Consider the following 13,081-nt stretch of genomic DNA (forward strand, 5'->3'; position numbering starts at 1 on the left):
CATACCGACTGGTTAGTCTGCCCGGGATCGGCGCTCGCCGTCGGTCGTCCCGTCCGTCCCCGAAGGGTGATTCCGTGAGCGCGTACCAGGACCAGCGAGTCGTCGTCACCGGCGCGGGCGGCGGCATCGGCGCCGCCCTCGCCCACCGCTTCGCGGCCGAGGGCGCCACCGTGGTGGTCAACGACCTCGACCCCGCCAAGGCCGCCGCGGTCGCCGGTGAGATCGGCGCCCGGGCGATCCCGGTGGCCGGCGACGCCTCGGCGATCGTCGCCGAGGCGATGGAGGCGCTGGGCGGGACCGTCGACGTGTACTGCGCCAACGCCGGACTGGCCTCAGGCGGTGACGCGTTCGCCGACGAGGCCGTCTGGGAGGCAGCCTGGGACACCAACGTCATGGCGCACGTCCGCGCCGCCCGCCTGCTGCTGCCCCACTGGCTGGAGCGGGGGAGCGGCCGCTTCGTGTCCACCGTCTCGGCCGCAGGGCTGCTGACCATGATCGGAGCGGCCCCGTACAGTGTCACCAAGCACGGTGCGCTCGCCTTCGCCGAATGGCTCTCGCTGACCTACCGGCACCGCGGTGTCCAGGTCCACGCCATCTGCCCGCAGGGAGTGCGCACCGACATGCTGACCGCCGCGGGCTCGGCGGGCGAACTCGTCCTCGCGCCGACCGCGATCGAGCCGGACGCGGTCGCGGACGCGCTGTTCGACGGCATGGAGAAGGGCCGGTTCTTGATCCTCCCGCACCCCGAGGTGGGGGACTTCCACGTCTCCCGCGCCACCGACCCGGACCGCTGGCTGAGCGGCATGAACCACCTCCAGCGGAAATGGGAATCCCGGTGACCTCGCGCTACGCGGCCAAGCCCTGGCTCGCGCTGCTCAGCCCCGCGCAACGCGCCCCCCTCGCACCGCCGCCCACCGTGCTGCACGCCTTCCGCGAGGCCGTCGCCCGCGCCCCCGAGCGCACCGCGCTGGCCTACTTCGACGGCCGGATCGGCTACGCGCGCGCCGACGCGCTCTCCGACTCGGTCGCCGGCCACCTCGCCGCGCGGGGCGTCCGGCGCGGGGACCGGGTCGCGGTCATGCTCCAGAACACCCCCCACTTCGTGCTCGCCGTCCTCGCCGCCTGGAAGGCCGGGGCGGTCGTCGTCCCCGTCAACCCCATGTACAAGTCCGGCGAGCTCGGGCACATCCTGCGCGACTCCGGCGCGGTGGCGCTGGTCTGCGAGGGCGGAGCGTGGGAGGCGTACGTGGGGGAGGCGGTGGGGGGAACCTCCGTACGGGTCGCCCTCACCGCGTTGGACCGGGACTTCCAGACCCGCAACGACCCCCGGGTCTTCCCCGCGCCCGCCGGTGCTTCCCGCTGCGCGGAGCCGTCCCCTACCCGCCCTTCCACCGTTCCCGCCCCAAACGCCGGCGCGGCTCCAACAGACCGGGGGCTCCGCCCCCAGACCCTCCCCCAGCTACCGCTGGGGGTACCCCCAGCGCCTCAAACGCCGACGGGGCTGGGAGGCGCTCAAGCGCCGGCGGGGCCGGGGGACGCCCACGCGCCGGGGGCGCCGGTGGTGCTCGACCTGTTCACCGTGGCCCGCCAGGGCCACCCCGCGCCGCCCGATCCGCGCCTCACCGCCGCCGACACCGCCCTCATCAGCTACACCTCCGGCACCAGCGGTACCCCCAAGGGCGCCATGAACCCGCACGGCGCGCTCACCCACAACGCCGTGCGCCAGGTCACCGGCCACCCCCTCCCCGAGGGCGCCACGTACTTCGCCCTCGCCCCCCTCTTCCACATCACCGGCATGGTCTGCGAGCTCTCCGCCTGCTTCGCGAACGCCGGCACCCTCGCCCTCGCCCACCGGTTCGACGCCGGGGCCGTCCTCGACGCCTTCCTCGAACACCGCCCCGCCTACACCGTCGGCCCCGCCACCGCCTTCATGGCCCTGGCCGCCCACCCCGGCGCCACCCGCGACCACTTCGCCTCCTTCCAGGTGGTCTCCTCCGGCGGCGCACCCCTCCCGCCCGCGCTCGTCGACCGCCTGAGCGCCGCCTTCGGGTTCTACCTCCGCAACGGCTACGGCCTCACCGAGACCACCGCCGCCTCCGCCTCCGTGCCCGTGCACCTCGAGGCCCCCGTCGACCCGGCCTCCGGCACCCTCTCGGTGGGCCTGCCCGGAGCGGACACCGTCGTCCGGGTCCTGGACGAGCAGGGCGCCGAGGTCCCCTTCGGCGAAACCGGGGAGATAGCCGTCCGCGGCCCCCAGGTCGTGCCCGGCTACTGGCGCCTGCCCGCCGCGACGGCGGAGGCCTTCCCCGAGGGCGAGCTGCGCACCGGAGACGTCGGGTTCATGGACGCGGACGGCTGGCTCTACGTCGTCGACCGCAAGAAGGACATGATCAACGCCTCCGGCTTCAAGGTCTGGCCGCGTGAGGTCGAGGACGTGCTCTACGCCCACCCCGCCGTCCGCGAGGCGGCCGTGGTCGGCGTCCCGGACCCGTACCGCGGGGAGAGCGTGAAGGCGTACGTGAGCCTGCGCCCCGGGGCCTCGGCCGAACCGGAGGAACTCGCCGCGCACTGCGCCGCGCGCCTGGCCGCGTACAAGTACCCGCGCCGGGTGGAGATCCTGCCTGTCCTTCCGAAGACGACCAGTGGCAAGATCCTGCGACGGGAACTGCGCGACCGCGGCTGAAAAGAGTCGGTCGGTCGTACGAAGCACAGGGAACAGGGAAGGGAAGGTCAGCGCCATGGTGGCTGCCAAGACCACGGAGCCCGAGGGCACGCACGAGGCGCCGGTACCGCAGCGGCTGCTGGCCGTCGCCACGCGGCTGTTCGCCGAGCGCGGCTACGACCGCACGTCGGTCCAGGAGATCGTCGAGGCGGCCGGGGTCACCAAGGGCGCGCTGTACCACTACTTCGGGTCGAAGGACGATCTGCTCCACGAGGTGTACGCGCGGATGCTGCGCCTCCAGCAGCAGCGGCTCGACGCGGTGGCCGAATCCGACGCCCCCGTCGAGGAGCGGCTGCGGGCGGCGGCCGCCGACGTCGTGGTCACCACCATCGAGAACCTCGACGACGCGATGATCTTCTTCCGGTCGATGCACCAGCTCAGCCCGGAGAAGTTCAAGCAGGTCCGCGCGGAGCGCCGGCGCTACCACGAGCGCTTCCGCGCCCTGATCGAGGAGGGTCAGCGCACGGGCGTGTTCTCCACCGCCACGCCCGCCGACCTGGTGGTGGACTACCACTTCGGGTCCGTGCACCACCTGTCCACCTGGTACCGGACGGACGGCCCGCTCACGCCGCAGCAGGTCGCCGATCACCTCGCCGACCTGCTGCTGCGCGCACTCCGCCCGTGACCTGGGCTCAGCTCAGCGGAAGGACCTTGCGGCCCCAGGTCTCCTCGGCCACCACGGCGAAGGAGATGTACCAGGCGATGCTGGCGCACAGCAGGCCGAGGAAGCCGCCGACGCGGCCGAGGGCGGTGACCTCGGAGAGGTCGCCCAGCGCGAGGAAGAGGAAGGTCAGGGCCAGCACCACGAACAGCAGCCGGTGTGCGAGGTCCAGCTTCATGGCCGCGACGGACATGTAGGCGGTGAACACGAACCAGGCCACGAGGAACCACCCGGTGGCGATGTGGGCCTGGTCGGCGGGCAGGGTCGGGACGACGAACTTCACGTAGCCCGCGAAGGCCATCCAGAACGCGCCGTACGAGACGAACGCCGTGGTCCCGAAGGTGTTGCCGCGACGGAACTCCAGCACTCCGGCGACGAACTGTGCGAGACCGCCGTAGAAGAGCGCGAGCGGCAGCACGACGACGCTGAGGGCCGCGTTCGCGATCAGGCCCGAGTTGAACAGGCTGAGCACGAAGGTGGTCAGCGCGAACGCGGCCAGCCCGAGCGGACCGGGATTCGCCATCGCCTGCGGCGCGATGGCCCGCGGCGCGGCGACGGGGGAGGGCGTCAGGGTCGAGCTGGGCATGAGAACGTGCACCTGTGGGGGATGTTCCGAATATATCGAACCTTTCCCCATGGTTTAGACCATTCGCCACCCGTCGAGGTGCCTCCGGCAGCCCGCCCCGGCGGGGCCCGGTGTGTGCCGGGGCGTCCCCGCAGGGCGTCGAACGCCACCACGCTCGGCCCGCCGACACCTGGAAAACGTTCGACGCCCGAGGAGACGCCCCGGCGCGCGCCCGGACCCGGCGACCCCGCCCCCTGCCCCCGCTCCGCCCAGGACCCCCGCAGCGCGCCAGGAGCTACAGGTACCGCTTCAGCTCGCGGCGGGCCAGTGAGCGCTGGTGCACCTCGTCCGGCCCGTCGGCCAACCGCAGGGTCCGGGCCGCCGCCCACAGTTCGGCCAGCGGGAAGTCCTGGCTCACCCCGCCCGCCCCGTGCAACTGCACCGCGTCGTCCAGGATCCGCACCACCGCCCGCGGGGTCGCGATCTTGATGGCCTGGATCTCGGTGTGCGCCCCGCGGTTCCCGGCCGTGTCCATCAGCCAGGCCGTCTTCAGCACCAGCAGCCGCAGCTGCTCCACCGTCACCCGCGCGTCCGCGATCCAGTTCTGGACCACGCCCTGCGCGGCCAGCGGCTTGCCGAAGGCCGTACGCTCCACCGCGCGCTTGCACATCAACTCGATGGCCCGCTCCGCCATGCCGATCAGCCGCATGCAGTGGTGGATCCGGCCCGGGCCGAGCCGGGCCTGGGCGATGGCGAAACCGCCGCCCTCCTCGCCGATCAGGTTCGCCGCCGGAACCCGCACCCCGTCGAAGACCACCTCGGCATGGCCGCCGTGGTCGTGGTCCTCGTAGCCGTACACCGTCATCGCGCGGCGCACCTCCACGCCCGGGGTGTCGCGCGGGACCAGGATCATCGACTGCTGGCGGCGCGGATCGGCGCCCTCCGGATCGGTCTTGCCCATCACGATGAAGATCCGGCAATCCGGGTTCATCGCCCCGGAGATGAACCACTTCCGCCCGGTCACCACATACTCGTCACCGCTGGCCGACCGCTCGATCCGGGTCTCGATGTTCGTCGCGTCCGAGGAGGCCACCTCGGGCTCGGTCATCGCGAACGCCGACCGGATCTCCCCGGCCAGCAGCGGCTCCAGCCACTGCTTCTTATGCTCCTCGTTCCCGAACTGCGCGAGCAGCTCCATGTTCCCGGTGTCCGGGGCCGCACAGTTGGTCGCCATCGGCGCCAGGTGCGGACTGCGGCCGGTGATCTCGGCGAGCGGGGCGTACTGGAGGTTGGTCAGCCCCGCGCCGTACTCGCCATCGGGCAAGAAGAGGTTCCACAGGCCCTGGCGGCGCGCCTCGGCCTTCAGTTCACCGAACACGGCCGGGGTGTCCCAGGGCGAGGCCAGCCGCGCGCGCTGCTCGGTGGCGAGGGGCTCCGCCGGGTAGACGTACTCCTCCATGAACGCGAGCAGCCGCTCGCGGAGTTCCTCGGTCCGGGCGTCGAATGCGAAGTCCATGCTGATCGGCTCCTCAGCCTTCGTGCAGTTCCTGGAGGGTGGTCAGTCCGTGCTCGATGAAGACCGGCACCAGCTCGCCGATCCGGTCGAATCCCGCCCCGACCGTCTGCCCGAGCGTGTAGCGGTAGTGGATGCCTTCGAGGATCACCGCGAGCTTGAACCAGGCGAAGGCCGTGTACCAGGCGATGGCGCCGGTGTCCCGCCCGGAGCGGGCGGCGTACCGCTCCACGAGCTCGGCCGGCGTCGGATGGCCCGGCGCCCCGCTCGTCGTGCTGACCGGGGATTCCGTCAGGCCCAGGTCGGAGCTGTACATCACCAGCAGCCCGAGGTCCGTCAGCGGATCCCCGAGCGTGGACATCTCCCAGTCCAGCACCGCCCGGATCGTGTCGTCCGGACCGCCGATCAGTACGTTGTCCAGCCGGAAGTCCCCGTGCACCACGGTCGGCGCCGGGGAGCCGGGCAGGGTCCGGCCGAGCGAGGCGTGCAGCTCGTCGATCCCGGCGAGCTCCCGCCCCCGCGAGGCCGCGAGCTGCTTGCCCCAGCGGCGCAGCTGCCGGTCGAGGAAGCCCTCCGGCCGGCCGAAATCGCCCAGGCCCACCGCCTCCGGGTCCACGGCGTGCAGCTCGACCAGGGTGTCGACCAGGCCCAGCACCGCCCGCCGGGTGCGCTCCGGGCCGATCGCGGCGAGCTGGCCGGCCGTCCGGTACGGCACCCCGTCCACGTACTCCATGACGTAGAACGGCGCGCCGAGCACGGATTCGTCCTCGCACAGCAGCAGCGCCTCCGGCACAGGCACGGCCGTGCCGTGCAGCGCCGCGATGACCCGGTGCTCGCGCCGCATGTCGTGCGCGGTGGCCAGCACGTGGCCGAGCGGGGGCCGGCGCACCACCCAGCGGGAGGTCCCGTCCGTGACCTCGTACGTGAGGTTGGAGCGGCCGCCCTCGATCAGCCGGCCGCGCAGCGCCCCGGCCACGAGTCCCGGCCGCGCCCGGTCGAGATGACCGCGCAGCCGCTCCAGATCCAGGCCTCGTGGATCGGACGGGGCGGAAGCCGGATCCGGGGCTGAGCTCATGGGGCGCACCTCCGTGCGGGAGTTGACGTCGCGGGTTCGGGCCTTCGTCGTTCGGAGACATCATGCCGACCAGTCGGTATGTAGTCCAGAGTGCGGCCGAAGGAAGTGCCCCCCAGTACCCCTGCCGCCCCGCCCCCTCGCCTGCCTGCCTGCCTGCCTGCCCGCCCGCCCGTGCCGAGTCAGGCGTGGCAGAGGATCGGCGTCCCGCCGTTCATCACGGTCATGTCCCGGAGCACAGCCGGGACGTCCAGCGGGACACCCTCCGGCTCCCCGGCCAGTTCCGCGTACGCCCGGTGCAGGTTCGCCACGAGCCGCTCGCTCTCGCGCCACGCGGCGAACTCGCCGAGGTCGGCCCGCCGGGCCGCCTCCAGCGGGGTCAGCCCCTCGTCCCGGCCCTCCCGCGCAAGTTCGGCCACGTACCGCAGATAGCGCTCGGTGGACTCGAAGGCCGAAGGGTCGGTCAGCGGGCCGTGGCCCGGCACCACCGTTTCCGCGTCCAGCGACCGCAGCAGTTCCAGCGCCCGCAGCGAGCCGGCCAGCGAGCCCATCGCCAGGAACGGGGTCCCCTCCGCGAAGACCAGGTCGCCGGTGAACACCACCCGCTGCCGGGGCAGCCACACGATCGAGTCCCCGGTGGTGTGCGCGACGCCAGGGTGGACGACCCGTACCTCCGTGTCGCCGACGTGCAGGGTCGTCCGGTCGCTGTACGTCAGGTCGGGTGCGGTGATGGATATCGCGCCGAAGTCCGTCCCGGGCCAGATCGTCTCCAGCTGGTGCCCGGCGGCGAGTTGCTCGACCCGCGCGTTGTCGTGCCCGAGGATCAGCGCCTCGGGTGCGAACAAACCGTTGCCGTAGGTGTGGTCACCGTGGTGGTGGGTGTTCACCACGGTGCGGGGGAGCGGCACCCCGGCCGACACGACCGCCTCGCGCAGGGCCAGGGCCCGCCGCTCGGTGGCGGCGGTGTCGACGAGCAGGGTGCGGGCCCCGTCGCTCACGAACCCGGCGTTGTTCAGGCACCAGCCGCCGTCCGGCTGCACGTAGGCGTACACGCCCGGCGCGGGCCGGACCAGGTACGGAGCGTCGGCGGTCATCTGCGGTCTCCCCGGGTCGCGTTGACAGGAGTCGCCCCGCATCCTGCCAGCCGCCGCCGCTCCGGGGGAGGGCGGGTGCCGCGGCGGCCCCGCCCCTCAGCCGGTCCGGTCAGTGGTCGTCGTAGTGCCCGTCGTGCGCGGCGTGCCGGTGCCCGTCGTGCACGTAGTCGACGTGGTCCCCGTGCCGTACCGCCTCGTGCCCGCAGTCCGCGCCGTGCGCGTGGGTGTGGCCGTCGTGGGTGGTGTGGCCCGTGGTCTCGCACTCGTCCCAGTGCCCGGAGTGCTCCCGGTGCAGGTGGCCGTCGTGGGCGTAGTCGACGTGGTCGCCGTGCGAGACCGCCTGGTGGCCGCAGCCGGCGCCGTGCGTGTGTTCGTGCGTGGCGTGTTCCTGGTGCATGGTCGTCATGACGCCGAGGCTAGTGGCGATCGTCCGGTATCGCCCGTTGTGTCGGGGTGGCGCGAGGAAACCGGATGATCGGACCGGCAGCTCAGGCGATCACGGCCATCGCGAACACCGCCAGCGCCAGCGTGCACGCCATCGCCGCCAGTGCCGCCCGCGGCGAGAGCGTCCGCGGCCGGGCCGCCGCCAGCGCCCGGATCCGCCGGTGCGCCACCCACAGGAACAGCAGCCAGACCAGCGCGATCACCGCCGCCCCCGCCACCTCCGCCGTCGTGCCGCCCCCGCGCATCGCCTGCCGCAGGGCCAGTACCGCCACGACCGACGCGGCCAGCGTCGTACGCCGCCACGCGAGCCGGGTCCGCTCCGGCTGGAGGCCCGAGTCGCGCCCCTCGCCGTACGTGCTCACGCACTCACCGCCCGGACGTCCAGCCCAGCAGCACGACCACCACCATCGCCACCGCCACCAGTCCCACGCCCAGGCTCAGTACCACGGGGAACCGCGACAGCGGCAGGTCCTCGCCCCGCCGCATCGCCCGCTCGCACCGCACCCAGTGGTTCACCGCCCGCAGGGAGCACGCCGCGCCGACCGCCAGCAGCGCGAAGGCCATCCCGATCCGTACCCCCCACCGCAGGTCGGGCAGGAACTGGTCCACCGCGAAACCACCGCCCACCAGGGCCAGCGCCGTGCGGATCCAGGCCAGGAAGGTCCGTTCGTTGGCCAGCGAGAAGCGGTAGTCGGGGGTCTCGCCCTCGTCCCTCAGGCGCGAGGGTGCGAACCAGAGGCGCACGTCCTTGACGAAGTCGATCACCCGCCCAATCTACGCGGTGCCGTCCCGCACCCCCGGGAGTGCGGGCGCACGCCACCGCCCGGCGGCCCGCTACGCCTCGCGCTGCCGGTACTCCGCCAGCCTCCGGTGCGCCTCCAGCCCGTCCGGCACCCAGGGCCACTCGCCCCCGGCGATCCGCCCGGCCAGCTCCTCGTCCGTCAGGAAGGCGTGCCACGCGACCTCGGACTCCTGCGGCCGCACGACGGTCTCGCACCGCACCTCGTGCACGTACGACCACCATGCGCCGCCCGGGCCCTCGTACAGGAACTTGAACAGCGGCTCCGGCTGCGGCAGCCCGTGGACGCCCAGCTCCTCCTCGGCCTCGCGCAGCGCGGCCTCCGCGTACGCCTCGCCGGCGCCCAGCACGCCGCCCACGAACATGTCGTAGTACGAGGGGAAGACGAGCTTCGACGCGGTCCGCCGGTGCACGAAGATCCGGCCCTCCGCGTCCCTCGCCTGCACGAACACGCAGCGGTGGATCAGCCCTCGCGCGTACACCTCGCCGCGCGGGGCCCGCCCCACGACCCGGTCGTCCCGGTCCACCACGTCCAGCACTTCGTCAGCAGCACTCACACCGGTCATCCAACCACCGCTGTTGACTGGTTACCGCTCCGTAGCCAAGGATCTGCCCCACCACCGACGGAGGACGGGTACACGCATGACGTACGACGCAGACGTGATCGTGATCGGAGCCGGGCTCGCGGGCCTCGCCGCAACCGCGGAACTCGTGGACGCGGGCCGCAAGGTCATCCTGCTCGACCAGGAGCCGGAGCAGTCCATCGGGGGCCAGGCGCACTGGTCCTTCGGCGGCCTGTTCTTCGTGGACTCGCCCGAACAGCGACGAATGCGGATCAAGGACACCCGCGACCTCGCCCTCCAGGACTGGATGGGCACCGCCGGCTTCGACCGCGAGGAGGACCTCTGGGCCCGCCGCTGGGCCGAGGCGTACGTGGACTTCGCGGCCGGCGAGAAGCGGTCGTGGCTGCACCGCCAGGGAGTCCGCTTCTTCCCCGTCGTCGGCTGGGCGGAGCGCGGCGGCTACGACGCCAACGGCCACGGCAACTCCGTCCCCCGCTTCCACATCACCTGGGGCACCGGCCCCGGCCTCGTCGAGCCCTTCGAGCGCCGGGTCCGCGCCGGGGTGGCCCGCGGCCTGGTCCAGCTGAAGTTCCGCCACCGGGTCACCGGCCTGTCCCGGACGGCGGGCGCGGTGGACACCGTGACGGGCGAGATCCTGGAGCCCTCGGCGGCCGTACGGGGCGCCGCGAGCAGCCGCGAGACCGCCGGGGCGTTCTCCCTGCGGGCCCAGGCGGTGATCGTGACCAGCGGTGGCATCGGCGGCAACCACGACCTCGTACGCGCCCAGTGGCCGGCCCGGCTCGGCACCCCGCCGGCCCGGATGCTCTCCGGGGTCCCTGCGCACGTGGACGGCCTGATGCTCGGCATCGCCGAGGAAGCCGGGGCGAGCCACATCAACAAGGACCGGATGTGGCACTACACCGAGGGCATCGAGAACTGGAACCCGATCTGGGCCAGGCACGGCATCCGCATCCTGCCCGGCCCGTCCAGCCTCTGGCTCGACGCCACGGGCAAGCGGCTGCCCGTACCGCTCTTCCCGGGCTTCGACACGCTCGGCACCCTCGACCACATCATGAAGACCGGCCACGACCACACATGGTTCGTCCTCAACCAGCGCATCATCGGCAAGGAGTTCGGCCTCTCCGGCTCCGAACAGAACCCGGACCTCACCGGCAAGTCGATCCGCGACGTCATCGACCGCGCCCGGCAGGCCGTCCCCGGCCCGGTCAAGGCCTTCATGGACAACGGCGCCGACTTCGTCGTCGAACGCGACCTGTCCGCCCTGGTGCGCGGGATGAACGCGGTCACCAAGGAGGACCTCCTCGACGAGGCCACCGTCCGCGACCAGATCGTGGCCCGCGACCGGGAGGTCGCCAACCCCTTCACCAAGGACCTCCAGGTGATGGCGATCCACGGGGCCCGCAAGTACCTCGGCGACAAGCTGATCCGCACGGCCACCCCGCACCGGATCCTGGACCCCAAGGCCGGACCGCTCATCGCCGTACGGCTCTCGATCCTGACCCGCAAGTCCCTGGGCGGCCTGCAGACCGACCTCTCCTCCCGCGTCCTGACCGGGGCCGGCGAACCACTGCCCGGCGTCTACGCGGCGGGCGAGGCGGCCGGCTTCGGCGGTGGAGGGGTACACGGCTACCGGGCCCTGGAAGGCACCTTCCTGGGCGGCTGCCTCTTCTCAGGCCGCACGGCAGGCCGCGCCGCAGCCCAAGCAACGGCCTGAAGCCCAGTCCAGTCCCCGCCGGCCCCGTCTGGGGCCGGGGGTGCGGTGGGGCGTCCCCGCAGGGAGCCGCGCCCCAGGCCAGTCCCCGCCGGCTCGGACGGGGCCGGGTGTGTGTCGGGGCGTCCCCGCAGGGCGTCGAACGCGACGCCCTCGGCCCACCGACCCCTGGCACCGTTCGACGCCCGAGGAGACGCCCCGGCGCGCGCCCGGACCCGGCCGGGTCGGCCCACGCGCACCGGCCCCGCCCCAGCTGGGCCGGCCACGCCCCGGCCCGCCCGCGCTCAGCTCCCGCCGGCCCGCTCCAGCACGCGGAAACGTTCCATCACCACGAGCGTGTCGTCGTCGACCGTGAACCCCGGATCGCCGAGAAACTCGCGCGACTGCGCCCCGTGCCAGAACCCCTCGTGCGAGGCGCGCCATTCGGCCACCGACGCGTACCCCTCACCCTCCGCCAGCGCGTGCGCCAGGTCCACTTCGCCGAGCCTCAGCACCCGTACGTCCGTTACCTCCAGGACGGCCACAGGACACTCGGCGGAGTCCACCAAGGCCGTCCGCTGCCCCGCCTCGGGCAGCGGCTCACCCTCCGCCCGGTATGCCGCCAGCAGGTCCGTCGTGGCGGTCTTCGTCCCGCTCAGCACGGCCGCGACCAGCTGGTCGCGCAGCGGCCCCGGGAAGCCCAGCTCGTACGGCGGGAGATCGTCGATGTTCGTCATGGCCCCACCCTACGGATACTCGGCACGGACATCCCCGAACCGGCACAAGCGTCCCAACTCGCATCACCCTCAAAGCAGTTGAAACCCGCCAGCCAGTGGACTGGACCTTGACTCGGAGCCGGGCCTACCGCTTTGCTGTGCGTGATCACCGGTTCGCTCACCGGCGTGATCCCCCGACCACCCGCGTCCTGGAGGGAAAACCGCGGATGTCCCCGCCTCCGCCGCCCCTCGGCCGCGCCCGCAAGCGGGACGCCCAACTCTTCGACCCCGCCCTGTGCGACGCCGAACTCGTTGACGTGCGTACCCAGTTCACCCAGGGCCGCTGGGCGAAGGCCCGTTCCCTCCTCGTCGGCACCGGTGACGACTGGGACCGCCGCGGCCACCGCGTCGTCGTCCTCGCCGAAACCCCGGCGGCCACCGCCTGGGCCCGCGAATGGCTGCTCGCCGAACCGGACAGCGCCGACGCGGCCACCCTCCTCGCCTGCGCCGCCGTCTTCCGCGCCCTGCGCCGGAAGGGCACCCCGGCCGCCGCCGAGGAAGCCTGCCGCCGGGCCGCCGCCCTGCTCCCCGCCGACCCCACCCCCTGGCTCGGACTGCTCCTGCTCTCCCGGGTCTTCGGCACCGAGGAGGAGTTCAGCCGCCACTTCGACCAGGTCCGCGCGCGCCACCGCGAGCACCACCACGCCCACCACCTGATGGTCGCCAAGCTCGCCGAACGCGCCCCCGGCGCCGGCCACGACCCGCTCCACGAGGTCTACGACTTCGCGGCCTGGGCCGCCGAGGAGGCCCCGGCCGACTCACCGCTCGCCGTCCTCCCCGTGATCGCACACGCCGAGCGCTACCGGGTGCTCGCCGCCACGCACGGCCACACCTTCGGCAGCGCCACCGAGCACTGGTCCGGCCGCCGCGCCCGCCAGGTGCTGCGATCCGCCTTCGACTGGTGGCTGGAGTGGGAACGCGACGACCACCCCCGCAACCGGGTCGACCTCAACTTCCTCGCCCACGCGAAGCTCTGCGAGGGCCGCCCCGCCGAGGCCGCCGCGCTCTTCCACCGCATCGGGAGCCACGCGACCCCCGCCCCCTGGTCCTATCCGGACCGGGACCCGCACAAGGCCTTCCTCGCCGCGCGCGGCGCCGCACTCGGCACCGCCTGACGCACCGCCCGACGCGCCGCCCGAAGTCCCCACGCCCCCTCGACGC

Annotated in this window: 14 protein-coding genes; 5 read left to right on the plus strand and 9 right to left on the minus strand. The window is 73.1% G+C overall.

Annotation, left to right across the window (positions count from 1 at the left end; translation table 11 throughout):
* The first annotated feature begins 74 nt into the window (after window positions 1-74).
* Genes OG625_RS30630 through OG625_RS30640 form a run of 3 tightly spaced genes read left to right on the plus strand, consistent with a single transcriptional unit; the run spans window position 75 to window position 3,347 of the window.
* The gene (locus OG625_RS30630) at window positions 75-839 is read left to right on the plus strand and encodes an SDR family oxidoreductase (protein ID WP_329387466.1); all 765 of its coding nucleotides are present in this window, start codon (window positions 75-77) and stop codon (window positions 837-839) included.
* Window positions 824-2,683, plus strand: coding sequence for a class I adenylate-forming enzyme family protein (locus OG625_RS30635; RefSeq protein WP_329387468.1), 1,860 nt, complete (start codon window positions 824-826; stop codon window positions 2,681-2,683). The genes OG625_RS30630 and OG625_RS30635 overlap by 16 nt, the downstream gene beginning before the upstream one ends.
* A gap of 55 nt (window positions 2,684-2,738) precedes the next feature.
* The gene (locus OG625_RS30640; protein WP_329387471.1) at window positions 2,739-3,347 is read left to right on the plus strand and encodes a TetR/AcrR family transcriptional regulator; all 609 of its coding nucleotides are present in this window, start codon (window positions 2,739-2,741) and stop codon (window positions 3,345-3,347) included.
* Between the two features lie 7 nt (window positions 3,348-3,354).
* Here the strand turns inward: OG625_RS30640 and OG625_RS30645 are convergent, their stop codons facing one another.
* The 8 genes from OG625_RS30645 to OG625_RS30680 form a co-directional block, all read right to left on the minus strand.
* Window positions 3,355-3,969, minus strand: coding sequence for an acetate uptake transporter (locus OG625_RS30645; protein ID WP_329387473.1), 615 nt, complete (start codon window positions 3,967-3,969; stop codon window positions 3,355-3,357).
* Between the two features lie 274 nt (window positions 3,970-4,243).
* Window positions 4,244-5,464: an acyl-CoA dehydrogenase family protein gene (locus tag OG625_RS30650; protein ID WP_329387476.1), complete on the minus strand. Its 1,221-nt coding sequence runs from the start codon at window positions 5,462-5,464 to the stop codon at window positions 4,244-4,246.
* A 13-nt stretch (window positions 5,465-5,477) separates the two neighbouring features.
* The gene (locus OG625_RS30655; RefSeq protein ID WP_329387478.1) at window positions 5,478-6,536 is read right to left on the minus strand and encodes a phosphotransferase family protein; all 1,059 of its coding nucleotides are present in this window, start codon (window positions 6,534-6,536) and stop codon (window positions 5,478-5,480) included.
* Between the two features lie 179 nt (window positions 6,537-6,715).
* Window positions 6,716-7,627 carry an MBL fold metallo-hydrolase gene (locus OG625_RS30660; protein WP_329387480.1) on the minus strand — a complete coding sequence of 304 codons (912 nt, stop codon included), beginning with the start codon at window positions 7,625-7,627 and terminating at the stop codon, window positions 6,716-6,718.
* A 109-nt stretch (window positions 7,628-7,736) separates the two neighbouring features.
* Window positions 7,737-8,033 carry a hypothetical protein gene (locus tag OG625_RS30665; RefSeq protein WP_329387482.1) on the minus strand — a complete coding sequence of 99 codons (297 nt, stop codon included), beginning with the start codon at window positions 8,031-8,033 and terminating at the stop codon, window positions 7,737-7,739.
* An 82-nt stretch (window positions 8,034-8,115) separates the two neighbouring features.
* Window positions 8,116-8,433 (minus strand): DUF202 domain-containing protein, encoded by a 318-nt coding sequence (locus tag OG625_RS30670; protein ID WP_329387484.1) that lies wholly within the window; start codon window positions 8,431-8,433, stop codon window positions 8,116-8,118.
* 4 nt (window positions 8,434-8,437) lie between these two features.
* Window positions 8,438-8,836: a YidH family protein gene (locus tag OG625_RS30675; RefSeq protein WP_329387486.1), complete on the minus strand. Its 399-nt coding sequence runs from the start codon at window positions 8,834-8,836 to the stop codon at window positions 8,438-8,440.
* A gap of 69 nt (window positions 8,837-8,905) precedes the next feature.
* Entirely contained in the window at window positions 8,906-9,436 is a 531-nt protein-coding gene (locus OG625_RS30680) for an NUDIX domain-containing protein (protein ID WP_443067808.1), read from the minus strand.
* A gap of 76 nt (window positions 9,437-9,512) precedes the next feature.
* Between OG625_RS30680 and OG625_RS30685 the strand changes: the two genes are divergently transcribed.
* Entirely contained in the window at window positions 9,513-11,168 is a 1,656-nt protein-coding gene (locus OG625_RS30685; RefSeq protein WP_329387489.1) for an FAD-binding dehydrogenase, read from the plus strand.
* Between the two features lie 281 nt (window positions 11,169-11,449).
* Here OG625_RS30685 and OG625_RS30690 read toward each other — a convergent pair whose 3' ends face one another.
* Complete coding sequence (locus OG625_RS30690) at window positions 11,450-11,881, minus strand: ASCH domain-containing protein (protein WP_329387491.1); 432 nt, start codon at window positions 11,879-11,881, stop codon at window positions 11,450-11,452.
* Between the two features lie 206 nt (window positions 11,882-12,087).
* Between OG625_RS30690 and OG625_RS30695 the strand changes: the two genes are divergently transcribed.
* Window positions 12,088-13,035 (plus strand): hypothetical protein, encoded by a 948-nt coding sequence (locus OG625_RS30695; protein ID WP_329387493.1) that lies wholly within the window; start codon window positions 12,088-12,090, stop codon window positions 13,033-13,035.
* Window positions 13,036-13,081 lie beyond the last annotated feature (46 nt).

Origin of the sequence: Streptomyces sp. NBC_01351, from assembly GCF_036237315.1 — a bacterium.
GTDB lineage: Bacteria > Actinomycetota > Actinomycetes > Streptomycetales > Streptomycetaceae > Streptomyces.

Coding starts and splice junctions, on each gene's coding strand:
- OG625_RS30635 (WP_329387468.1), top strand. CDS start 824: ATGGGAATCCCGGTGACCTCGCGCTACGCGGCCAAGCCCTGGCTCGCG.
- OG625_RS30640 (WP_329387471.1), top strand. CDS start 2,739: ATGGTGGCTGCCAAGACCACGGAGCCCGAGGGCACGCACGAGGCGCCG.
- OG625_RS30645 (WP_329387473.1), bottom strand. CDS start 3,969: ATGCCCAGCTCGACCCTGACGCCCTCCCCCGTCGCCGCGCCGCGGGCC.
- OG625_RS30650 (WP_329387476.1), bottom strand. CDS start 5,464: ATGGACTTCGCATTCGACGCCCGGACCGAGGAACTCCGCGAGCGGCTG.
- OG625_RS30655 (WP_329387478.1), bottom strand. CDS start 6,536: ATGAGCTCAGCCCCGGATCCGGCTTCCGCCCCGTCCGATCCACGAGGC.
- OG625_RS30660 (WP_329387480.1), bottom strand. CDS start 7,627: ATGACCGCCGACGCTCCGTACCTGGTCCGGCCCGCGCCGGGCGTGTAC.
- OG625_RS30665 (WP_329387482.1), bottom strand. CDS start 8,033: ATGACGACCATGCACCAGGAACACGCCACGCACGAACACACGCACGGC.
- OG625_RS30680 (WP_443067808.1), bottom strand. CDS start 9,436: ATGACCGGTGTGAGTGCTGCTGACGAAGTGCTGGACGTGGTGGACCGG.
- OG625_RS30685 (WP_329387489.1), top strand. CDS start 9,513: ATGACGTACGACGCAGACGTGATCGTGATCGGAGCCGGGCTCGCGGGC.
- OG625_RS30690 (WP_329387491.1), bottom strand. CDS start 11,881: ATGACGAACATCGACGATCTCCCGCCGTACGAGCTGGGCTTCCCGGGG.
- OG625_RS30695 (WP_329387493.1), top strand. CDS start 12,088: ATGTCCCCGCCTCCGCCGCCCCTCGGCCGCGCCCGCAAGCGGGACGCC.